Source organism: Haloarcula onubensis (assembly GCF_031624605.1).
Taxonomy (GTDB): Archaea; Halobacteriota; Halobacteria; order Halobacteriales; family Haloarculaceae; genus Haloarcula; species Haloarcula onubensis.
Genome location: NZ_JAMQOS010000006.1, coordinates 293910 through 317943, shown reverse-complemented (window position 1 = coordinate 317943; position 24034 = coordinate 293910). Strand labels below are relative to the sequence as shown.

At 54.7% G+C, this 24034-nt stretch carries 16 protein-coding genes and 1 pseudogene; 6 read left to right on the top strand and 11 right to left on the bottom strand.

Features of this window, described 5'->3' with window-relative positions; all coding sequences use genetic code 11:
* Positions 1-331 precede the first annotated feature (331 nt).
* The 3 genes from NDI86_RS17985 to NDI86_RS17975 form a co-directional block, all read right to left on the bottom strand.
* Entirely contained in the window at positions 332-610 is a 279-nt protein-coding gene (locus tag NDI86_RS17985; protein WP_121512958.1) for a DUF7521 family protein, read from the bottom strand.
* Positions 607-984 (bottom strand): winged helix-turn-helix domain-containing protein, encoded by a 378-nt coding sequence (locus NDI86_RS17980; protein ID WP_121512959.1) that lies wholly within the window; start codon positions 982-984, stop codon positions 607-609. The genes NDI86_RS17985 and NDI86_RS17980 overlap by 4 nt, the downstream gene beginning before the upstream one ends.
* Positions 985-1121: 137 nt before the next feature.
* A complete protein-coding gene (locus NDI86_RS17975; protein WP_220619739.1) occupies positions 1122-2099 on the bottom strand; it encodes a transcription initiation factor IIB in 978 nt (325 codons plus the stop codon).
* A gap of 357 nt (positions 2100-2456) precedes the next feature.
* Between NDI86_RS17975 and NDI86_RS17970 the strand changes: the two genes are divergently transcribed.
* Positions 2457-3107: a CPBP family intramembrane glutamic endopeptidase gene (locus NDI86_RS17970; RefSeq protein ID WP_220619738.1), complete on the top strand. Its 651-nt coding sequence runs from the start codon at positions 2457-2459 to the stop codon at positions 3105-3107.
* Positions 3108-3171: 64 nt separating this feature from the next.
* Here the strand turns inward: NDI86_RS17970 and NDI86_RS17965 are convergent, their stop codons facing one another.
* Entirely contained in the window at positions 3172-3570 is a 399-nt protein-coding gene (locus NDI86_RS17965) for a plastocyanin/azurin family copper-binding protein (RefSeq protein ID WP_236035639.1), read from the bottom strand.
* A 335-nt stretch (positions 3571-3905) separates the two neighbouring features.
* On the opposite strand from NDI86_RS17965, the gene NDI86_RS17960 reads away from it, so the two are divergent.
* Positions 3906-4322, top strand: a complete 417-nt coding sequence (locus NDI86_RS17960; RefSeq protein ID WP_220619736.1) for a hypothetical protein — start codon at positions 3906-3908, stop codon at positions 4320-4322.
* 333 nt (positions 4323-4655) lie between these two features.
* The gene (locus NDI86_RS17955) at positions 4656-5675 is read left to right on the top strand and encodes a hypothetical protein (protein ID WP_220619735.1); all 1020 of its coding nucleotides are present in this window, start codon (positions 4656-4658) and stop codon (positions 5673-5675) included.
* 274 nt (positions 5676-5949) lie between these two features.
* Here the strand turns inward: NDI86_RS17955 and NDI86_RS17950 are convergent, their stop codons facing one another.
* The 7 genes and pseudogenes from NDI86_RS17950 to NDI86_RS22180 all read right to left on the bottom strand — a co-directional run bounded on the left by NDI86_RS17950 (position 5950) and on the right by NDI86_RS22180 (position 17608).
* Complete coding sequence (locus NDI86_RS17950; protein ID WP_220619734.1) at positions 5950-6339, bottom strand: SpoIIAA family protein; 390 nt, start codon at positions 6337-6339, stop codon at positions 5950-5952.
* A gap of 56 nt (positions 6340-6395) precedes the next feature.
* Positions 6396-7331, bottom strand: a complete 936-nt coding sequence (locus NDI86_RS17945; RefSeq protein ID WP_220619733.1) for a cation diffusion facilitator family transporter — start codon at positions 7329-7331, stop codon at positions 6396-6398.
* 147 nt (positions 7332-7478) lie between these two features.
* On the bottom strand, positions 7479-8030 hold the full coding sequence (locus NDI86_RS17940) for a serine integrase family protein (RefSeq protein WP_310901751.1): 552 nt from the start codon (positions 8028-8030) through the stop codon (positions 7479-7481).
* Positions 8003-8284 (bottom strand): recombinase family protein, encoded by a 282-nt coding sequence (locus tag NDI86_RS17935; RefSeq protein ID WP_310901744.1) that lies wholly within the window; start codon positions 8282-8284, stop codon positions 8003-8005. The genes NDI86_RS17940 and NDI86_RS17935 overlap by 28 nt, the downstream gene beginning before the upstream one ends.
* 213 nt (positions 8285-8497) lie before the next feature.
* A complete protein-coding gene (locus NDI86_RS17930; RefSeq protein WP_310901743.1) occupies positions 8498-10552 on the bottom strand; it encodes an ATP-binding protein in 2055 nt (684 codons plus the stop codon).
* Between the two features lie 234 nt (positions 10553-10786).
* On the bottom strand, positions 10787-14428 hold the full coding sequence (locus NDI86_RS17925; protein ID WP_310901742.1) for a UvrD-helicase domain-containing protein: 3642 nt from the start codon (positions 14426-14428) through the stop codon (positions 10787-10789).
* Positions 14421-17608: pseudogene (locus NDI86_RS22180) on the bottom strand (PD-(D/E)XK nuclease family protein). Before NDI86_RS22180 ends, NDI86_RS17925 begins: the two are co-directional and overlap by 8 nt.
* A gap of 232 nt (positions 17609-17840) precedes the next feature.
* Here NDI86_RS22180 and NDI86_RS17910 point away from each other — a divergent pair.
* From NDI86_RS17910 to NDI86_RS22275, 3 genes are all read left to right on the top strand, one after another.
* Positions 17841-19835, top strand: coding sequence for a hypothetical protein (locus tag NDI86_RS17910; RefSeq protein ID WP_310901740.1), 1995 nt, complete (start codon positions 17841-17843; stop codon positions 19833-19835).
* A 278-nt stretch (positions 19836-20113) separates the two neighbouring features.
* Positions 20114-23437 carry a DUF499 domain-containing protein gene (locus NDI86_RS17905; protein ID WP_310901739.1) on the top strand — a complete coding sequence of 1108 codons (3324 nt, stop codon included), beginning with the start codon at positions 20114-20116 and terminating at the stop codon, positions 23435-23437.
* Positions 23434-24033 (top strand): DUF7680 family protein, encoded by a 600-nt coding sequence (locus NDI86_RS22275; protein ID WP_470303457.1) that lies wholly within the window; start codon positions 23434-23436, stop codon positions 24031-24033. Before NDI86_RS17905 ends, NDI86_RS22275 begins: the two co-directional genes overlap by 4 nt.
* Position 24034 lies beyond the last annotated feature (1 nt).

Here is a 24034-nt window from a genome sequence, read left to right as displayed (position 1 = left end):
CACTGTAGTGTTCGCATTGCGAATCGTTCGATACAGTTGACCTATTGTCCACACGCGTCGGCTCTACGCGACTCTACTTCTACTGAACCGATAGAGCGTGAACGCGAGAATAACGAGCATGAGGAGAACGCTTCCCCAGACGACCGGGCTGAATCTGCTCATAGAGATAATGTCTGGATTCGTCGATAAACACTTTGTGCCAGCATCAGGTTCGCATGCTCGTTCTAATAGCTAGTTCACCTAATTGCGGATGCAAACAACACCTTGGGAATCGTTCTATAACATCATCGGGGATGAAACCTATTAAGCTCAATCCAGTCGCCGAGAAAATTCACTGCTGGATGTAGAGTGAATACATGATTACAGCAAGACCAGCAGCGACGAAGACACTATTTGCGAGCACGCCGACTGCAAGTGAGACGGCAAAGAACTGATTGGCGATACCCGAGAGAAACGCTCCGAAGGTAATAATTCCGAATCCGACACCGAGCACTCGTAACGAGGGGGAATTAGTATGCCGATAAGCCCTAAACGCAATATAGGTAATTGCGCCACCAAGGAGCAAAATCACCAACTTCACGGCCGCAATTGCGGTCAAAACAGCGTTCACAGCTCGTCACCCATCTTGGACCAGATATCTGCAAGCCGTTCGTCCGTCGTCCGCTGGTCTCTGTCAACAGCGACGGAGAACTCACCAGACTTGGTCATGGAAATGGTGATATCCTCGAAGTCCCGTTCATACTGCGTGACACGCCCACCACCAGGATTTATTTGATCCCGTTCTCGAACGAGAGATGCCGTGCTCAATAGGTCCAGTTTTCGGTACAACGTTGATTTAGGGATGTCACACGCTTCGGTAAGTTCTGTTGCAGTCATAGGGTCAACTGTTTCACGGAGGATTGCTTGACAATCTGGGTCATCTAACGCGTCAACAACAGCCTGAAAAGGGGGTGTGTCGACGGTAGAACCCGGATTGTCACCCATTTGCTGTCTGCCTCGTTTTTTTGCGAGAGAAGATGTGAGTTTTGTTATGGCGGTATTGAATGCTAATCGACCATCGGTGTATTCGATACAACTCGGTGTGTTCAGTCGCTGAAAGGGTCTCGAACATGCAGGCACTGTTATTGATGTTCCGCGTATACTTCGAGGAGTTCTTGATAGCGACTCCGGATAGTCGTCTGGCAGATGTGACAGACGTTACTCACAGTCTCTTGTGTTAACTGCTCGTTCGTAAGGTGGGTAGAAGCATACAATGCTGCGGCCGCTAATCCGGCTGGACTCTTCCCACTTTGAATCGCGTTTTGAGTCGCTACTTCTAGAATGTCGCGAGCCACTCGCTGTGCTTCCTCACTCACATCGAGTGCAGAAGCGAACTGAGGCAAGTATTCCGTAGGATCCTCGGGTTCGAGTGTCAGTCCGAGCTCACGGGAGAGATATCGATAGGCCCGTTGGATCCGAATCTCTTCGACTCGACTGACATCAGCAAACGCTGAAAGGGGACGGGGCATTCCCTGTTGCCGCGCGGCTGCATACAACGCTGCTGTTGACATGCCCTCTATTGACCGCCCCGGGAGTAGATCCTCTTCGGCTGCCCGCCGGTATAGTACACCAGCAGTTTCACGAACAGATTCCGGGATACCTAATGCGGATGCCATCCGGTCGATTTCCCCGAACGCCTGTTTGAGGTTCCGTTCAGTGGCGTCCTTGGCCCGAAATCGTTCGTCCCACGTTCGAAGACGCTGTAAGCGTGCCCGCTTCCGAGCAGCTATGGCTGCCCCATTGGCATCTTTGTCCTGCCAGCTGATTTTTGTACTCAGTCCCTTATCGTGCATCAGCTTAGTTGTCGGAGCGCCTACACGACTCTTTTTGCTGTTGTCGCCAGCTTCGAAGGTTCGCCACTCTGGTCCTCGATCGACGAGAGCTTCCTCGAAAACTAACCCACAGCTCTCACAGGTCTGTTCACCGTGAGCCTCGTCTTCAATTATACCACCACCACACTCTGGGCAGGCTTCGATGGCAGAGCCATCGCGCTCTGGTTCCTGCTTCTGGGACTCATGTTCACGGTCACCGCTGGTCCGTGTAGTGATATCATCAGACATCGTTACGTCCCTCCGGAAGTCATGGTGGTCCTTATCACACAGAAGGTGCCCGTATCGTATGAACATGCGGCGGTGTCCCAGTTGGTAGGAATCCGAGGTGCCACTATAGTATTGAACTGTGAATTACTGACTGAATTTGTTGGCCCAAAAATCGTGCTATCGGCGCATTACAATGTCTCAGAAACAGGCTGACAGCAGAGTCACTGATGATTCTCGCCAGATGTATAACCATGGCAAAAATAAGCAGTTGCTAGATGGTGGGGTTGCATTTTGAATAACACATCCGGGTTCGATACAGGAATCCGTTCTGTCGCAACTGCAATCGGACTGACTTTTGTCCCAATCGTTATCGGGTCGATGGTAGTCCTTGGAGCCTCGTCAGTGCTGCTTGTGGTCGGAATCGATGTCTCATCACGGCCATCGCTACGGCTACTCCTGAGTACAGTTCTACTGCAGGGACTCACCTTTGGCGGCCTTGCACTCGTATATCTCAAAATTCGAGGGCTCGGATTCGGATTCGTCCCCGTTTCGGTACCCAATAAGCGTGATATCGCAGTCACAGTCGTTGGGACAATCGCTCTTATCCTTCTTCTGTTGTCAGTCTCAGGAATAATCTCAATACTGGATATCGAATCAGCGCAGAACACCGTTGTTACCATCGGTCAACAGAACCCAGTCGTGTTTCTCATTCTCATCCCGCTCTCGTTTCTGTTAGTGGGCCCAGGTGAGGAACTGCTGTTCAGAGGACTCGTTCAGGGGACACTCGCAGAGTCACTCCACCCCACAAGAGCAGTGATATTGGCAAGCGCACTGTTCGCATCAATCCACCTCTTCTCGTTGTCGGGCGAGGGGAAACTTGTCTACATAGCCATTGCCTTTATTTTGGCACTGGTCTTGGGTGGCGCATACGAGTACACCGGCAATCTCACCGTCCCAGCCCTGATGCACGGCGCGTACAACGCATTACAGTTCGCAGGTGCATATATTTCTTCGACAGGTGGATTCTGATAGCTCGTATGTGCCTCCTTCTTCTACACGGTGAATCGACACAAGCTATCGGTCATACCGTACATCATCCGGTGAAGTCTTCATAAGATAGCGAGCCCTGATTAACGATTGTTTGACTCTCTGGGACAGAACCGTCCGGTGGCATACTCCCCTGAGCCGGTCCACCAGGTTCACCGACCACAATGCGGCCAACCATTCCAATGGTTTTGTGTGGGATACAGAAATAATCGTATGTCCCTGTTGTTTCAAACGTATGATTAAATGTGGCCCCTTGCGCATTGAGAGTGCCACTATCGAAAGAGTCAGCACCCGCAGGAATGCGCGTTACCGATGCCGAAGTAGCCTCCTCAGTGTACGCTGTCGCTGAATGACGGCCACCCCGGATTTCAAACGTGACAGTCTCACCAGGCTCGACGAATAATCCGATTGGGTCAAAATAGTACTCACCGCCCTCAGTAATCATCAGGACAGTGTTCGGCTCTCTAGTATTGGTCCGGTTGCTACCGTTTTCTTCCGCAGAGCTGCATCCAGCGAGGCCAATGACTCCACCGGTCGTTAACAAGCCGGTAGTTTTGAGAAGTTGTCTGCGCTCCATACTGGTCAATATACAGTACCTGATTATGAGACAGGTGCGGCTTCCCACATCATAGGACATCGCCATGCGTTGATATACCCGAACCGCGATAGCCGAAATAGAGAATAGCGCACAAATGTTGGCAGTTTCAGCGCTGCTAGCCCCAGTGTCGAGATACGAAGTGAATAGGACTTACCCAACTTCCAATGGATGCAACGCCTATTATGATTGAGCAGAGTGGCACAGACTATTCTGTGTTTAGAGAGTTCACTGCCATCGAAATCGTCGGAACGGTACTTCCGGTCCTTTTGCTGATTATCGTCAGTACGATTCTCTTCTCGTGGCCACCAACCGTACTGGCATGGTTCTCTTGTGGGGTTGGAGGACTCATACTGGTGATATGGACGGGCCGGGCACCCACAATTTCAGTCACTGTACTCGACTGGCCTCGTCCTGAGTCAGGAGCGGATATCGTCATAAACGCCATCGCGTACAACGGTGTACTAGTTCTTGGAACAGTCATCGCAGAGATTGTATGGCAAGTTTCAACGACGGTGCTACTCGCTGCACTGGTCGGTGTATTCCTCCCGTTTTGGTTCCTCAAACACATTCAGTTCATCGCCTTCATGGATTCCGGATGAACATGAAACGCAAATACAAGCGTCTAGCATACAAGCATCGCAAGCAAAAGAGCGAATCGACAGAGTGGTTTCAGAAATCCCGACGACGACAACGGAATTCGAAGGGTGTACCAGTGGATGCAAAACGATGGACCCAAATTCTATAGTACTATGAGTACGGGAACCCGGTCTCAGTGGCAGATACAACCTGGGTCAGCAAATACTCGCTCGACTGGCGTCGGGGTTCGGACAGGCACGGTGCTTGTCTCCTGTATTATTGCATTGACACAGGTCCCAACCGCGTCAGCACATAGCGTGACCGGAGCCGCTGGTCTCACAGAGATACATGGGGCCATGCTCACCCTCGTTGGGATTGCTATTGTCGGTGGAGCTGTCGGATTCAAACGACATAGTCGACTCACTCCCGAACAGGCCCTCACCGGTGTCTTTATCGGTATCGTAACAGCAGCGACGGGAGCTGTTCTGTTCGATGCACTCTCGATTGATGTCCAGTACTCGGCTGCGACTATGCCGTTTTCGCGGTCGTTGTACCCCTTGATAGCGTTCGCTGTCGGGCTTACTATCATGATTGGGAGTCTCTCAATCGGTTGGTTTAGATGGCGGACGCGCCCTCGATACACCGGACTTGGGTTCATTTTGGGGCTGTGGGTGACCTACCCATATCTCATCCCAGGACCAGCGAGTAACTCCCATCCCCTCGGATACTTGCTGGCATTGAGTCTCCCCATCGCTGTTGGGTATATCCTCAAAAAAGATGCAGCCCACGTTATTCGAGACGTCTTCCGTGACCCAGTGGCCCGGCGTTTCGGCATTGGTGTGGCGGTCGTCGTTGGGCTGTTTTTCCTCTTCATTACAGGATATCTCTCCGTATTTCCCGAAGAAGGGCTACCACACGAGCCGAAACTGGTCGTCTTACCGGTCATTTATCAACTGGTTTCTTGGCCGACACTCGAAGTTGTCCGGCCGCACATTCCGTTCTTCCTCGCAATCTCTCCAGGGCTGGTGATAGTTGTTGGTCTCCTGAGTTCGCTCATCGGATTCAATGCAGGGATTATCGCTCGGTACTGGCGAATCGAGGAGAGTGCTGGACTTACAGAGGGGACTGCAGGCACAGCGACAGTTGTTGGCTCGTGTACCTGTGGGTGCTGTGGCCCGCTGGTAGCGAAAATCGCGATTCTCGCAGCGGGGCCATCGATTGCGGCGCCACTGTACTGGGTCTTCGTTGACCCAGCATCACCGCTAGGTGTACTCTTTATCGCCGGGAGTATTGCTTTGTTCACTGGGAGTCTAGTCTACTCGATAGAATCAGCAACACGCTCCAGCGAAATTGCCGATTTCAGCCCAGCAGACTGAGAATGTAGTGAAACCGAGAGAGTCCTACGACACGCCCAAAAGTTTGGTCAGCAAATCCCACCCGACAAACCGAGGGGTCCGCTCACGGAATGCTTCATACTCTTCGCCATAGTGTTCCCGCAGCCATGGCTCTTCAGCAAATGGGAAGAGGGCAGAGACGACAATCGTCAACGTTCCGTGTATCGCTACTTTCTGGGAATCCGTCGCGATTATAGCGCCGACGAGAAACGAATGAACCCCACACTCTGGGGATTACGCGTAACCTGAGAGATTCTCATACTATCTCACCGTATTTGACCCAGCGAAGTGCTTCGTCGCGGTCATCGACATCGAAATACCGCATTTCCGTCGGTGCAACGGGCCAGAGAGGACGAATCACCTTCCACAATTCATAGAGTAGCCTCGCCCACACGTTGTCACCGACTGCAGCGTATCGCTCGATGGCGAACTCCGATCCATATCGTAGGTCAGGAATCAGGCCGGCGAGGTGTGTCAGGAACGTCCACACAGTCCAGTCAGTGGTCTCCTCGTAGACATGGATCGCCCCGTATTGGATGGTTTTCTCACTTAACAACTCGTAGAACTCCTGGTACCCTGATCGTGTTCCCTTGTGCATCCGGAGCGCGATGACATTATCTTCGGTTGCCCCCAAGAGTTCATACATCGGAGTGCCAGTGTGGTCCTGGTGCGTGTCGTCGTGAGTCGTAGTTGGAGTCATCGTCAGTGAGTGTGGGCGTCGAGGCGGTCGTCGTGCTCACTGTGCAGGAATTCGATTGTGGCGTGATTCACGCCAATATCGGCTAATGCCTCGTGGACCTCTCGGCGAATTCGGTCCGCTGCGGCGAGCGTCTCGACTGCCGTCCGTAGGTGTAACGTCGCGATTGTCAGTTCGCTACAGATCTGCCACGTGTGGAGGTCTTCGATAGCTTCGACGCCGTCGATACGGAGGACAGCTGTCTCCACTTCCTCACCGGAGATGGGGCCTTTATGAAGGAAGATGATACCGCTGCCTCGCAAGAGTTTCCCAGCCGACCAGAGAACGATACCGGCGATGAGAATAGCGACAACGGGGTCGATGACTCGAAGGCCGGTGAGGTCAATCGCCACCACTGAAACAATAACAGCGACCGATCCGCCGGCATCACCGAGCAGATGATAAAACGCGCCGCGTTCGTTGAGATTCATCTCACCACCCTGGACGACATAGACCGACACGAGATTGATTACGAGGCCAGCCACTGCGATTGCGAGTGTTGGGCCTGTTCCAATATCAATCGGGTTCAGAAACCGCTGATACGACTCGTAGACGATGTAGATTACCATTGGAATCAACAGCGCACCGTTCAGAAACGCGGCGAGCGGTTCGAGTCGGTGCAGCCCATAGGACCACTCCGGCGACCTATCGTACCGGTCAGCGACGGCCGCAGCTGCAAAGGCCATCACGTACGCCAGCGCGTCAAACAGCATATGCAGCGCGTCACTCAGTAATGCGACGGAACCAAACAAGAGCCCACCAGCTAATTCAGCGACGAATCCGACCAGATTGATACCTGCTACGGCACCGAGTTTACTGATGCTATCGCCGCCGCTAACACTGTGCTCGTGACCATTCTCAGTAGCATGATCATGTTCCATTGCAATCGTCTCGTCTCTCATCCTGGACAGCCCAGAATTATTAAACTGGCTGTTAATATATGCCCAAAGCAGCATCAATTCTAATAATATATTTTGATTTAGTTAATAACATTATTCCTATGAATATGCGATGCGGAGGGTTATCGCACAGTTTGCAGGTTTGCCTAACTACTGCTGATAGCGGTAGATTTCATCGCGAACGATAGTTCGAATTTCTTGCCTGGGGAGACTCGTATCATCGGGAATATCCGGCTTCTCTAGTGCCTCGAGTTCTTCTGCGGCGGCTTGGAGGCGCTCGTCTTCAGCTTCAGCGTAGAAGTAGAGGTCACGGCGGTCGTCATAGAGGACCCGCAACGTTGATTCCGCGACACGTGTTCCATCAGCTGCGTCAGCATAGGTATAGCCTTGCTCAATGCGTTCGAGCGCGCGTCGAATAGTCAGGAACTCATCGGCGTTGACCTGGAGATAGCCGTCTTTGACATCGAACCCAGCTGGGGGCCGTCCAGTCCATCGGCCAGCCTCTTTTGCAGCGTCGATACCGGATTGAATCCGACGGAGCTTCTGTTTGTGCTCAACCCGGGCGAGGTCACCCATCACACCGGCGATAAGCTGACTCACCGCTCTGTCAACGAGGCCATCCTCAAGGCTAATTTCCAGTCCGACTTCCAGATCTTGAACGCCAGTTTCGTGACTCAGACAGAACTCGAGGAACCCGTGGATTTCGCCGGCGCCGAGTCGAGAAAGACGTGAGAGTTCGTGGACAACGACGACGTCCAGGGTCCGTCTTCAATATCTACACGGAGTCGCTGGTACTCTTCACCACGCTGTGTTTCAGTCCCGCTGATGATATCTGCGTAGGTGTGGATCTCTGGCTCGTCATACGTGTTTTTGCCAAACTCTCGAAGTTCGTCGAGCTGTCGTTGTGGGTCCTGGTCTGTCGTTGAGACACGGGCGTAGGTGCCGATCTCGGGCATACTTCTTGCGGCCTCAACCGAGTGTATAAGTTATCCACCTTTTGCGGGATCCGTAGAAAGGACTTCCTTTCACACTTTTTTGAAGAAGCATCCCTCCAGAGATACAAACAGAAATGGAACCGCACTCACCGATCTACAAATACGGCGAACTGCCCACGTGTATGGGCGCCAACTATATGTATTGAGAATATTTTGGTGCCAAAGCATACAGATTCAGTCCTTCTTTATCGACTCTAACTCAACTGTCTCTTCGGTATTATCTGCAGAGAATATTGGGTTCTCTATGCCCTCCTGATAAGACCTTCTCTCTGCTAACTGTTCCTCAAATCGGTCCACAAGTTCCTCAAAGCAGTCTGCCTCTCCCTGATGTTGCCGGAAGTAGGATAGAAACAGGGTATACCATAACAAAGAAAACGCCGGATTATCTGCCTGCTCAAGGGCCTCACCACAGTCAAGTGCAATATCTGCGATCAAGCCAGATTCTAGAAAAGCCTCTCTATGGACACTATCAAACATATCCATGCCGAATTTTAGAGTTTGCGAGCGCATCTCATACATGTCCAAACTACTCATAACAGCTTTTTCCAATTCGGTTTCCATTGACTCAAAGTATTCCTCAATAATCCCTCCCGCTTGGTCCCCAAGCTCGCTATTAAGTAATACAGCCTCAACTTGCTCTTTGAACTCGCTAAGAACTTCTGGAGAGATGCCGTACCTATCGAAACTCTTGATAGCATGCTGACGGTGCTCTTCACTTTGATATGGTTCTTCCTCAAAGAAGAAGCTAAATGTATAGATAACTGACTGGCGTAAATGCTTGACTTGTTCGTCAGTTAAATCCACATCGCTGAAAGGCTCGGACTCCATCGGCAGATCATCAACACTGGCGTCTACCTGAACATCCGATAGTCCCATCGAGTCCTCACTATCGAATTGACTTAGCATCAATTCAATCAGCTGGACTAACAGCTCTGCAACCGGCTCATTTTCTGCTTCTTCAAGCAGCCAGTCACTGAACCGCTCTTGTTCGGCCCTAAACAGAGAGATGACCTCAGTGTTGAACAGCGAGAGACCAGTATGGATAATTACTGGTGCCCTTTCTGGATACGTGAGTCCGAGCCGGTCAATTTCTTGGCGATAGTCTTCTGGATTCCCTTCTCCATAGATCCCCTCCAAGTGGTGTTTGACATTGAATGCATGGGGGAGCAAGAGCCTCCAAACCTCATCTGAGTCGTCATTGAATATCTCCCGCAGCTTTTTTACGTGGTAATCAAAAGCTGATCTATGAATATCTTCGGAGTTTGGATGTTTCTGGACTAAAAATTCTCGAAAGTGCTCATTTATTTTATATAACTTATCACCTTCATCAGTCCTATTGACCTCTTGGACAATGACACGTTGTTCGAGAGATCGTAGGCTCCTACTGACCTCCGTTTGAGATTTGCCCTCCAGAATGTTGCTGACTTTCTTTTCATCCAACTCTGGAAGGGGCGCGATATCTCGAAGGAATTCCTCTGTTTCCAGGGGAAGAGATTCTATGTACCGCTGCTCAATCGTACTGTAGACCATCTCTTCTGGTAGTCTAAAGTCTTCTTCAGACTCAGAGCTCGCTGTCAATAGGTCAAGATAGAGTGGGTGGCCGTCTACCTTAGAATGGACACTGCGGACAGTTTCCTCTGAGAGGGATTTGGATTCACCCTGAAGAAATCTCCGGGTCTGATTCACTGTAAAGTAGCCGAGGTGTGTTTGTTGCACTTCAGAAATCCCTGAGACAGTTATTCGACCTGCAGTGATTAGGTGAACTTGATCACCTAGTACAGATGCGGCTTCACCAATGAAATCACAGACTGTTTGTTCATCGTCAGCGATTTTGTGGATGTCATCGAGGCAGACAATCAATGGTGTCCCGGACCAATCCGTGGTGAGGTCTTCTAATTTGTGTATATCCCGAACACGGTCGTCAACAGTCCCACCGCCACTTACTGGCCCAATTCCAGCAGAAATGTTGGTGACTTGATTAGGCTTGGAATCCCGTTCTGGCGCTTCTCGACGAACGCTGTGCAGGATGTCACGAGCAATACTATTGATATTATGTTGTCTCCGAACCACCTTCTCCACGATAGTATATTCTGGTTCTAGCCGTCTCTGTAAATGACATAAAAACTCGGACTTGCCCATACCAGGCTCCCCGGAAATGTGCAAATCTTTGCCATCCTCTCTGATTTTACTCTCCGCCCGCTGCAGTTTCTCGGATCTGACCTCAACCATCTACCCATGTATTTTAAATTACTGCCATTATACTTACCGGCAGCGTAGTGGAAGTGAAAAATACCCAAAGATCGCGTGATTGCGACCGAAGTCAGTCGACAAATATTCTGTTATCCCTATACTTCGTAACTTCCCAAGCGTGGTATAGCGTAAACTCTGCGGATACTCCTTGGAATAAGGAATCGGATTTTCAAGCTCCTAGAAAGAACTAGCTTTGGGTCCTGCAGTGGACAGTCAGGATTCTGCTACCAATTCAAGCATCGAACGCAGTTCAGATTCGATCACAGAGAGCTGGCTGGCATCCCACTCGAAGTGTTCTTCGACGCCGGCGTCAGTGAACCGAAGCGAGGCCCGCACAGTTCGGTCAGGGTCATGCTGGAGGAGCGCCAACGCGTACGCCAGCATCTGGGGCCGATAGTGGTCGGCCAACTCGCCAGTCGAAGTTGCCGAGAGGTCATTCGTCTTGTAGTCGATGATATGGTAGCTGTCGGGCGTCACGAGCAGACGGTCAATGTCCCCAACAATGCGTGCCCCATCAAGTCGGGCCACAACGGAGTACTCATCATAGGTCGCCTGGAGTTGCGTGGTGGCCTCGATGTGGTCGACAAATTCGACTGCATCCACAGCGTGAGTAACTGCATCATCGAGGTCACTTTCTGTCGGCTCTTCCCAGGCCATTCGGCTCAGCCGTCGAATCAGCGTTGGCCACTCGTCTCTCGGAGGGCGGAGTTCGTTGATTCTGTGTACGACCGTCCCAAATGTCGTCGGACTCAGCCCAGCCGACTCGTGGGTTTCCGTGTACCTGTGTCCGCCGTCAGCTGCATTTGCGACCGCATTGACCAGCGTCGTCGCAGCAATGCGTTTCGCAGGCGTCTGTGTCGGCGGTGACGGAATCGAGATCTTTGGGTCCGACTCCCCGGTGGTGTCGTCTCTGTCCCAGTCGACTGGACGGGGTGGCTTGCGAATTATATAGCTAGCGTCGTCGATCTCTCCACGAGCCTGTCCGTCTCGCATCGCCTGACCGATGAGATCACCGTCCAGAAGAGCTAGCTGAACCCAGTCTCGCCACCGAGTTGCATCGTCGAACGCAGCGGGCTCGCCGAGCTCGATGGCGCCGTCATCGGCAACGTCGATCTCAAGTGTCCCACAGAGCAGCAGGTGATCTCGCGTTCGTGTACACGCAACGTAGAGGAGTCGTTTTGCCTCCGCTCGCTCCTGCGGGAGTAACTGGCGGTTCGCGTACTCGTGAACGGCCGTCTTCTCGATGGCGAACGCATCACTTGGATTTGGCCCACCGACCGCCGGGACCGGGGGCGCCTCATCAGTACCGTCTACGAGTCGGACGTACCCATGCTCATCGACGGAGCGACCGAAGTTGAGGTCACTTCCAAGGTCAGGGACGGTGACAATCGGAAATTCCAATCCCTTCGCGGAATGAATCGTCATAATCCGCACACCGGCAGCGTCACCAGCGATATCAGCTTCTCCCTCACGGGGATCAACCTCGGCCTGGCGGTCAATCCGGTGGAGCAACCCGGCAGCGGTGTGAACACTATTCTCGCTCCAGGTCCGGACCTGATCGCGGAACTTTTCGACGTTCGCAACGGCCTGCTGACCGCGCTCGTCAGCGCTGACACTCGCTAGATACCCCGTGTCGTCGATCACCCGAGACACCAGACGGTTCCACGGGAGGACGCCATCCTCAGACGGCGTCGAACACCCGCTGAGGGTGCGCCACGTTGTGAGGAGGTCGAAGGCGTCCGCTAACTGTGGGTCGTCCGTCTCGGCGAGTGCGTCCCACACTGACTCAGCCTCTGCGACCGCCGGAGCGAGACGATCATCCGCGAATCCGAACAACGACGACCGAAGCACCCCATAAAGGGAGACGTCATCCTGTGGGTCACCGAGTACCCTAAGCAGGTTCGTGAGCGCCTGGACCTCAGGCGTATCGTAGAACCCGACGCCACCGACGACAGTGTAAGGGATGTCGTACTCCTCGAGGGCGCGCTGATACCGATCCAGATGGGTTCGCCGGCGAAGGAGTATTGCCGTGTCGTCCGGGGTAGCGTCACGATGAGCACCCGTGTCAGGGTCTTGGACTGTCGGCGGATCGTCGAACAGGTGGGTCAGTCGAGCAGCGAGCGCTTGTGCCTCGGCCTCGATGGTGTGGTCCAGCGCACCTTCGGCGACCGGATGGTCGTCGCCGAAGAGTTCCGTCGCAGTGTCGGCATCGTCGGGCACAGCGAGATACTCGACACTCCCGGTAAGCCCCTCGATGTCCTCGATACGGTCACGTTGCGTGGTCAAATCTTGTGGTGGTGCTTCGTAGGGTTCGTGCGTATCACCCTCCGACTGGAACAGGTACTCGAAGAGTTCGTTCAGGAACGACAGCGGCTCATCCAGCGTCCGGAAGTTCCCGGAGAGTTCGAGCGCGGTCGGACTCTCGGCCTCGCTGTCGGGGACATCGTCGACCCCACGGGCTGCGTTGACGGCCTGAAGTTCCGCTCTCGCCGCCCCGAACGTCGTCACGTCGGCCCCGCGGAATCCGTAGATGCTCTGTTTCTCATCGCCGACCAGGAAGACGTTCGAGGCCGTCTGTTCGTCGACGCCGGTAAGGAGCTTCACTAATTCCCACTGGCGTGGGTCCGTGTCTTGGAACTCGTCGACCATCACGGCCGCAAACTGTTCTTGAAGCCGATCCGTGACCTCATCGTTGGCTCGCAGGAACTCGAGGGTCGTCTCGATTACGTCGGGAAAATCAAGCGTATCGCGGCGGTCCTTCTCGGCAGTGTAGGCTGCGAGGACATCCTCGAAGACCCGCATCAGGGCGAGCGCGTAGTGAGCGCTATTTGTTTCCAGTTCCCCTGGCGTCGTCTCGACTGCATCCGCATGCGGTTCGACAGCCGCGATGACCGCGTCGATGGCATCCTTCAGGTCGTCGTAGACGTCACCGTACTCATCCCAATCGTCCCGGTCACCGACGACGTACCCCGAACTGCTGTACAGGCCGCCGTTCTTCTTCTCACAGGCCTCGTAGAGCTCGAGGATTGCCCGCTGACAGTCGCGGGGATCGCTTTCCTCGGGCTCGTCAGAGAGTGTTGTCGTGACCTCGGTGAAGGTACGGTAGGCCCGAAGGCCGTCCTCGTCGTTGATCGCGGCCTCACGGTCGACGCGGCCCGCGACCGTGCGTAACTGCTCAAGGAGTCCGTCCGCATACAGTATCTGTTGAGCGTCGTCGACGTCGAGATCACAAACGACCTCCCAGCAGATATCGACGTAGTCGTCGACCTCGGCGTCGCGCCACGCCTCGAGGACGGACTCGCTCTGTGGGAGTTCATCGAGTAGTCCAGCGAGTACATCGATCAACTGGTTGCGACCCCAGAGCTGAGCGAGCAGCCCGATGTCGTCACTATCCTGGTTGCGCTCAAGGAACTCGGTCACGACCTCGCGCTGCAGTGTCGCGGCGCCGTCTTCGTCGAGCACGTCGAACCCAAGCGGGACCGGGGCTTCGACAGCCCGCTCTCGCAAGAGCCGCGTACAGAACGCGTGAATGGTGTGGACGTAGCCGTCCTCCAGATCGTCGAGGACGTTTCGCCAGCGGTGGTAAGCCTCTGGTAAGTCGACAGCTTCGAGCCGATTGTACACTTCCTCCCGAACGCGCTCGGTCAGTTCGGCAGCGGCCTTTCGCGTGAAGGTGATCGTGACAATGTTCTCCGGCGTGAGCGACGGGTTCTCGGCCAGTATCGTCACGTACCGCTCCGTGAGCGTTGTCGTCTTCCCCGTCCCAGCGCCGGCAGTGATCGCGACGTTCCGGCCCTGGACAAGCGCGTCCTCCTGTTCCTCTGTGAGCTGAATCTCCTCGGTTTCCTCAGTCATCGCCCATCACCGCCTCGATGTCCTCGTCATCGCGAACACGGAGCGGTACGTACGCGGCGTCGTCTTGGTGAACTTCGTTGACGAACTCCCGCTTGCGGTGATGGCGGACATCGCACGCCCGCCGGTAGTCACAGTATCGGCAGTTCGCTCCGCGGGCCGACAGAAGCGTCGTGTGGAACCGTCCGTTGCCGATCGCCTCGTCGATCTGGCCCAACCACTCTGGAATGACATCGTTCAGGAAACGGCGGAGTTCGACCTCGGAATCGAACTTCGACTCGACTCCGCGTGGAACCTTGAGGTCGTTGGGGGGTCGCACCTGATAGTACGTCGCTGAAAGCGATCCCTGGTCGAACAGATCACCGTCGACGACATTGGCCGCAGCGAGCAGATAGATTGGGAGCTGGAACTTCGTGCCGCCAGTCGTCTTGGTCATATACGGTGCTCGCCCAGTCTTGTAGTCGTAAAGCGTGAGAGACGGGTGCTCACCGTCCCGGCTCACGTCAACACGGTCGATGTATCCGCGAATCGAGACGGTCGAGCCGTCCGGCCGCTCGACCGTGAACGGGCCAGCATCCGAGTCGGGAAGCCCCTCGCCAAACGGTGCTTCGAACAGGTGTGGGCGGGCGGCGCCGTCTCGTGAGAGTTCGTTGTCGAGGAACGTGGTGAACAATCCCTGTTCTGGCGCGTTGTGGGGTTTGCTCCCGGCCTCGTACGGGACGCTCTCGTCTTCACCGAGGCCCGCGAACAGCTCTGCTTTCCACCGCTCGTAGAACAGGCCGTCGTACTCGAAGTCAGCATCACGGAGTTTCTCGACGGCGATCTCGCGAAGGTGCGTCGCCAGGTCGTCCCCGTCGAAGTCCGTGAGATCGACACCATCCTCGGTCTCGTCCTGCAGATCCGCGAAAAACCGTTCGAGGACATCGTGAATGTACGACCCGGTTTCGAGGGGTGTGGGGACGACCTCGACGTCGTCGGGGTCCTCGATTCCGAGTACTTTGTCAGCGTAGAACTTGAAGCCACACTCGACGTATCGCTCGATTCGACTCGCGCTGTAGGGTTCTCGTTCCGACGGAGGATAGACCTCCGCGACTGTCTCGGGGTCCAGCACGCCGTCGTGTTCGGAGAGGCCAGCCGTTCTCCTGTTGTCAGCACAGAGAAGTCCACGATCTGTGCGCTTGGTTTGCTCGGGGGAGAAGTCACCTCGGTCGCCGGCGCGGCTGACTGCCGCACGCCGGTCGGTCGTTGCGGCGATGTGGCGCTGCAGGTCCTCGCGGGAGCCCACGCGGTCGTCGACTCCGGCTTCGGGTTCGATGCCGGTCACGCGCTGGAGTTCGTCGAGGACCGGCGACCGGACGACGGCGGACTCGTCGTCGCCCGTCTCTGGTGTGGTGATTGTGAGTTCATCGACGTTCGCGAGCAGCGTCGCGAAGAGATAGCGGCCACGGAGTCGCTCGTCACCGGTGTCGAACCGTGGATGGGCGTCGGTCATCTCCTCGAAGAAGGCCGGGCGTTCCGGTGTCACCGGGAAGTGCTCGCTCGTCAGTCCCACGAGGAACACCTTCTCGAACGAGCGCATCCGGGCGTCGAGCAGCCCCATCACTTCGACTTTGCCGCCGGCAGCGCGCTGTGGAACCCGGATCGGCACGCCGTCGAAGGCGCGGGTGAACAGTGCCAGCGGGGAGTGCTCGCTATTGACCGCCGCCAGCGACTCGAACGAGGAGAGAACCTCATCCACGAGGTCATATGCCGCTGTTCAACGGCTTGCTCGGCGCCGCTGGCGTAGTCCTCTGTTGCCGCTTCCAGCTCGAACCGGTCGTCCAATAGCCGTCGGAGCGTCTCGGTTGCGTCCTCGACGTCACCCGTTCGAAGCGTCTCCAGTGTGGCCAGCAGATCCTCGATCAGCGCCGCCGCCTGGCCGTCGACATCGTCGATCAGGGGTGACACAGAAACCGTGTCACGCCGGCGAGCAGCTGCCGTGACGGTATTGGCTTGGTCTGTATCGACGACGTCGACCAGTGGATTCGAAAGCAGCGATGTGAGATCCTCGGCACGGGGATCGGATTCGGCGAGGTTTAGCAGGTCATGTACGACACTCCCGATGAACGTCCGGTTCAGCTGTGAGGCGGCTGTTGTGACGTGCGGGATGTCGAACGTATCGAATGAGTCCTCAACGCACCCCGAATAGGCCTCGGTCCCGGGGACGACGACGGCCAGGTCGTCGGGATCGCGACCATTAGCCAACTCAGTCCGGAGCTCGCGAGCGACGAAGCGAATCTCGCGCTCGGGCGTTGGGAGTTCACGCCATCGGAGGGAATCAGGGACCGAAATGTCGTCGGGGGCCGGTCGATAGAGGGCATCGGTGATTGTACCGAAGTCTTTCCCGGTCTCATCGACTGGCTCGATTGCTTCCCTCTCGAAGTCCAGCGATTGATAAACATCCAAGGCGTCTGTCGCAACGGCGTCGACCCCGCTCTGGCCATTCTGATGAAGCGGGAGGAGTGCGATCATCGGGAAGTCGTCGGCGAGGCGTTCGATGAGGCGACGTTCGACAGGCCGGAACTCATGATAGCCCGAGAGTATAACCACATCAAGTTCCGGTGAGAGTGCTGATAGCGATTGGTCTGCCGTCGCGACGGTATGGAACATCTTTCCTCGGGTACTCACCCACTCGTCGAGATAGTCGGAGTGGAGATCCCGGTAGTGGCGGTAGGCGTCGACGGTCGCTGTTGCAATACGGTCATCGAGAGCTGAGCTCTCGAATTCCGCTGCTAACGCGTCGGCAGTCCCGACGCCGGCGTCGTCGAAGAGCGAGAAGCGGCTACTGAATGAATCCGCGAGAGAGGCCGAGGCGGGTTCGCCGGCGAGAGCTCCCTCTGTCTCGGCTGTCGTTCTGTCGAGCGCATACTCCGTGAGCCGGCGGTTCAACTGCCCGGAGAGCGGTTGGACCGGACCGTGGAGATGCTCATACCAGTTCCGAACGACCGCATCAAGCGTCTCAGCGCGAAGGCAGAGTGGGTCGTGTGACGCGGCCCAGCTATCCTCAACAGTACTGCGGCGAGCGTCGTTCCGAGCTATGTAGAGGATCGAACCAGGAAATTCACCAGCGATTACATCAGCCTGCTCAAAAGCAACTTGTTCTAAATTTGAATTTTGGGGACCAGTTAGAAGTGTATTACACATTGAATAATAGTCATCAAGGGATCGTCTCACTTCACTCTTGGCGAGGCTGACAGCTTAGGAGTGGCTACTGAGAACAGTCAAAATAAATCAAAGAGGTCTGAGAACTCAGTCGAGAGTCGCTAGTACCCGGACATCTTCAGAGTCCCTTTGTGGTGAGGCACCAAAGCGGTTCGAATCCTGGTGTCTGAAAATTGGCACAATATAATTGTAGTTGGGTAATATACTAGGGTTAATGCCAAGTTTCGTTGTTGATTTAGGGACACTTTCTGAAAACGATTCACCAAAACTGGGAAAGGTTGTTACAGATGTTCAGGTTCAATCTGGATTCATAGAGGAGTTGAAAAGAACCTTTGCAGATAGATTAAACTCAGAGGATGAGTTAACAACTAATTTCGAGCTCTCAAGGGTTTATCAGCAATCTTGGGCAGAGGATGGAAAGGAGGAGATAATTAAAGAGAATATCACATCACTGTCAAAACAGCTCCATCCAGTACAAAAGACCGATAAGGGATTGTTATTCCACAGCACGGACTCCGAAGTACTCGTGGCACACTACCATGCTAGTGAGGGATGGGTGAAAGATTCAAACGAACTGATCAGTGGAGATCGTGTCGACAAAGATAGCGTCATCAGCATGTTTGCATTAGAGCCATCGGCTGATGGTGGCGATTCAGCTGTGGACGCTGACTACTATACGGAGTCGACAACGTTCATGCAGATTTTCGGAGTCCTCTCTGACGATGTGCTCCGGGAGATTCCTGAACGGGAGGTATATATCAACGGGAATCCGCTCTACGACGACAGATATACTTTGACGTACTCTTTTTCACGAAACCAATGTTTGGCCATGCTCGAAGACAGTTCCCTATCGCTCAATGCGGATTCGAACTCGTTCTTGATTGAGAAATCACTCAAAGGCGAACCCCATATGCTGGAATACAATTTTGAAGGGGGATGGTTCGGACTTACACGGAGCGAACATGTTTCGAAATTCGAACGCGATGTCATCCAATTCAAGCACGGATGGCTGACAGCTAGCCGCATCTACCGCAACCTTGTTGGAAATGAAACAGCGTATACAGAACACAGCTCAAGGGTCGAGCTGTCCGAGTCCAATGTAAAGAAATTCGAACGGGAAACCGACGACGGAGACGTGGTGTTTGCAAAACATAATGATGAAGGAGTTCTCAGTCAGGAGTTTGCGGATGATATTCTCCGTGCTGTTGTCGGTACTAAACACTATCGCCTCTACTTCGCGTCTCACCAGACAGTATCTGAAAGGAAAAATCTAAGACTTGAATCTGAAGACCGTTCCCTTGTTTTCTCGAACATCAAGGCCGACTCTATCGAGGAGGTAAATACAATACTTCAGGTTTTGTATAATCAAGCTTCTGATGGGGACCTTCCGAGAAGCAGGAGATATCTGACCGCTGCTGGACTCTTGGCAGGTATCAGTCATGCATCGGACGACACTGCATCAGATTCACTGTCAAGTATAGTAAGGCAGAGCTCTTTCAGGGGCATCGAGGGGTTCATCAAAGATCAACTTGACTCGGGTGAGACAGCCGAGGCCTTCAGGGGATCATTAAATGCTCTCTTCGATGATGTGGGTACGGAGACCAGTACTGCCGACTTGGTGGATGGCGAATTTGATTACGATAGTTTCAGTCGGCTGGTGGAGATGATCGACGATGCCGGCGAAGGACTTGGATTATCTGCTGGTGATCTTAGCGAACTTGACGAGGAAGGGTATCGGAGTGTCATCACTGTTGGACTGGATCAACGCATCGACGGTAATCTCACCCGTGAGGCAGAAACCGGACGAGGACCCTCTGATATTCGCCTGCGGAATGATGAAGGGGAAGTCATCTACATCGGCGAATGTAAGTACTGGAATGAGAGCAATTCAGGCGTGAAATCGAATCTCGAAAAACCTCTCGGACAACTGGCGACATACGATCAGGGTGAGAGATTCAACTCTATCATTATCTTCTTTGAGTCAGATGATTTTCAAAAAGTCGGCATCAGAAGCGTGTGGGAGAAAATAGATGAGAGGTTGGACGAACTCGAGGGAGACTTCGAATTGGAGGATGAAATGAGCGATACCCCGTATTCACGTATCTATCGTCGGCCGGATGGAGGACCAGATGATCAATTACTCTCTATCCACGTGATCGATGTCAGTTCCCAACAACATCATCAAGTGAGTGCTGAAACCGTTAGCTGATTTTATAACAGAATTCTGTACGGGCCCTCGTTCGAACAAGCGTCGTCATAGGTTCCTCCCAAACTTATGATCTCTTTGACACGGAGCGATATTGGCACAAGATCTCCTAACTGAATCCAGACTTTAGGCATAGCAGAACTGAATACCTTGCACGAGGGCCTGTTCTGACCAAGAGCATTTAACTAATTATGGTGAATTCCGGTGGCAAGTTGCTGTCAGATGCTGGTCACACAGGTTCGAACTTTTAAGGTGGTGTGAAAAACACGTCTTGTTATACGATGAGTACACAAAATGAGGAGGTGACTTCGCTCTTCGAGGCCTGCCAGCCTCGCTCCGACGTTATCGACGGAACGTTGGAGGAGGAGCAATTCGCTGCAAACCTCGCGACCGTCGCCCACGAGCCTGATGAAGCCGCCCCTGTGTATCGTGATCCTGCGGAGTTTTTCGATACTACGTATCCGACAGAAGGGTTGACCACACTGTTGAGCAACCTGTCGGGTCGGTTTCTGGCAGCCGCGGACCGGGAGACGCACGGCTACAAGAGCAGTATTCTCTGTCTCGATACGACCTTCGGCGGCGGGAAAACTCACGACCTCATAGCCTCGTATCATCTCGCAAACAACCCGATCGAGATTGGAAATCTCTCAAAGTTCGTCGATAAGGACGAGCTGGCGACCGATTATCTGGACGCTGTTTCCGATGGACTCGAAGCAAATTCAGCCGTCTTCGTCGGCGGGCACGTCGACGCTCGCAGCGCCCGAAGTAGTCGGACTGACCCGAACGCCCCGGATACGAACACGATGTGGGGCGAGATTGCCTACCAGCTGTTCGGGCTGGACGGCTATCGGGAGATTGAGGACTACGACCGGGACCGGCAGGCCCCTGGTCAGAACACGCTGAAGGATCTTCTGGAACAGAGTGACCAGCCCTCCGTGGTCCTTATTGACGAGATCGCGGAGTACCTCGAGGACGCGTCGACGCTCGAGGTCGGCGGGGCTACCCTGGCCAGTCAGACCGTCTCCTTCATGAAGTCACTACTGGAGACAGCCGCCCAAGCTGACTCACTCACCGTCATTTACAGTATCGCGGACTCGGCGTTCAAAGAGGAGGCCGAAGAGGTCCGTGGCCTGGTCGATGAACTGGACGCTGTCGTCCAGCGCCAGCAGAAGGTGATCACTCCTACCGGCGAGACGGAAGTCGGGGCTGTTCTCCAGCATCGACTGTTCGACGAAATCGATACAGATGTGGCGACGACGGTGGCTGAGCAGTACTTCCACTTCTACGACGAAGCCCCCCGTCAGTTCCCGCAGGAGGTTAGCGAGGACAGTTACCGCTCGAAACTCGAACGGGAATACCCATTCCACCCTACTGTTCTCGAAACGCTAACCGAGAAGATCGATACGATCCCGGACTTCCAGCGGACTCGTGGAGCACTGAAACTGCTCGGGCGAGCGATTCACTACCTGTGGAATTACCAGCCCGAAGAGTATGACCGTCACTTCCTCCGTCTCTACGATCTCACGCCGGCAGACGATGCTCCGGACGGGAGTATTCGGGCGACACTCAACGAATCCCTGTTCGAGTTCGTCGATCTGAGTGCGGCGGTGACTGCGGACATCTATACTCGTGACGGGACCGCACACGCCCAACTCGAGGACCAGAAGTGGACGGAGAAGGGCATCCCCGCGCTCGGGTCCCACATCACGACGACGGTGCTCTGGAATAGTCTGGCGTTCGGTGAACAGGCGTCAGGAATCGCTCGACGAGGGCTCAACGAGGCAGTAGCCCATCCTGGCGTCTCCTTCGACCACTACGATAACGCCCTGAAGAACCTCGGTGGCGACGATATGAACGTCGCGTGCTACTACCTCTACGACGAGGATCAAATCCGATTCAAAGCTGAGCCGAACCTGATTCGGATCATCGACCAACGAATTCAGAACACCTCTGAAGAGCAAGCTCGGAGCCGGTTCGAAGCCCGACTGGATCGCGAGGTCGGAAGCGGGGGCTTCAACATCGAGATGTTCCCAGAGGAGCCTGCAGACGTAGCGGATGATGGCTCCACGCCAACACTCTCGATTATGCATATGCTCACGGCACCCGTACAAACCGATCGAGGGGAGGAAACCAAAGTTCCAGATAAAATCCAGGAGCTATACGAGAAGACCGCTGCGAAACATGGAGGGACAATTCAAAGCCGATCGTACAAGAACTACGTCCTGTTCCTTGCCCCCGATTCCGAACTCCTCGAGAATGCCGTCGACCAGGCGACGCGGCTCGAAGCCATCGAGGATCTTAGGGATGACTCCCAGCAGACAGCGGATCTCTCCGATGAACAGCTTCAAGAACTCCGGGACAGGGAAGACGAATCACGGGGGCTCCTCGGTGAGAGCGTTCGGAACGTCTATCGGCACCTGTTCTACGTCGAGGACGACGGGCTAACGCACGTGACCATCACGTCCGTCGACGCCGGTGGCGGGACGAAGCTCGTCGACGCGGTCCGAACCACGCTCGAGGACATGAACCGGATTATCCGGGACGACGACCAGCCCAAAGGAAAGGTCTGGTTCGAGCAGAAGCTGTGGCAGAGCCAGAAGCGCCGGATGACGACGGCGGACCTGGAAGCACAGTTCGCCCGGAAGCCCGGGCTCCCCTTCCTCTTAAGTACGAAACCGCTGCGAAAGACCATCGCAAGAATGGTCTCAGATCACGAGTACGCCTACTGGGATAGCGAGACGGGGACAGCCTACTGGAACGCCCAGTCCCAGCCAAACAATTGGCAACACGACGCGCCGCTCCCGGAGTCGCCGGACGTCACGACCTCGATTACGGATTCGCAGGTCAAGATCGGCGACGAGTACGAACTCTTCGAGAGTATCGAAGACCTCCTTGATCAGCACGCCGACGAGATTCGTCCGCCGGAGCTGACGGAATGTGCGAACTGCGGTAAGGACCTCCCACCCCAGAGCACCCACAAGATCTGTGAGGAATGTCGGAACAAACCTGCCGAGTGTGACAACTGCGGAGAACAGGTCGACGGCAAGACGAAAGCCGACGAGCCCGTCCTCTGCGAGGACTGCAAAACGGGCCCCGGTGGGACGTGGAACAAATCCACCGGATCGATGAGCGCGAAGCGGGCCTTCAGCGAAATTCGGGGGCACGCCGTCTCCCAAGCCGGTAGTGATGCGACGCCGGGAATCGACTCACTCATCGTCCAGATCGAAGGCGATCAGCCGTTCAAGCACGGGTCCTTCGTCGCGCAACGGTCGCCCGTGAAGTCCCGGAGTGAGTCCATCACTGTGGATCTCGACTACAAGAGCCGTGCGGAGATGGGTAACGGTGAGGCAACCTTCAACGCTAACTTCACCGGGCCGCTTGATGCCTTCACCACGCTGAATCAGAGTCCCGAAGGCTTTAGCGACCGGGCAGGTGGTAATCAGAAGGTCAAGCTGAGCTTTAAGTTCCAGATGGACGAACCGGAGGCCATCGACGGCGACGAAGACGACGTGCTCGCCCAGCTCGGTGAGGAACTCGACGGGACGAACATCACCGTCAGAGCGCAGGCCGGCGGACCGACGAACATCGAAGGTGACGACTCATGAGCATTCAACGAGACGAGGAACGGGCAGAGACCTTCGCGCTCGGGAGTAGCGTATACGGTGGACGTCCCACGTTCGCCCTCGTTCGTGACGAGACAGGGAACGAAGCGACAATCACACTCTACGAGTTCCTTCCAACTGAGCAGGCTGACGCACGCCAGCGTCGGCTGGAACGGCGCCGGCAACGGTCGTCGAAAACCCATCCGTTCCACGAAGTGATTGGTGAAAACGTAGAGGGTGCGGAGGATTGGACGTGGGATAATTGGGTCGCTATGAAAGTACGACGACTCTCCGGTCCCCACCTTCGGTGTCTCCTCCAGCTTATCGATGAAGCTCTCAGAGACGCGGATATTGATCCGTCGCTGGTCACCGGGACCGGATCTGCAACTGTCCTTATACCCGAAGAACCGGGAGTTCGGCTCTCACTCGGATTCATCGGTATCAAACCGATACAGCGAGTCGATCGGATGCGAACACTCACCCGTGGCGTTGCACGTATGAGTTTAGAAGAGTGCTACTATTGGCACGCCAAATGTCGTTCGCCGAATAGCCCGAGCGGAGAAAAGGCTCTTCGAACACTACTAACCCATCACAAGTAAT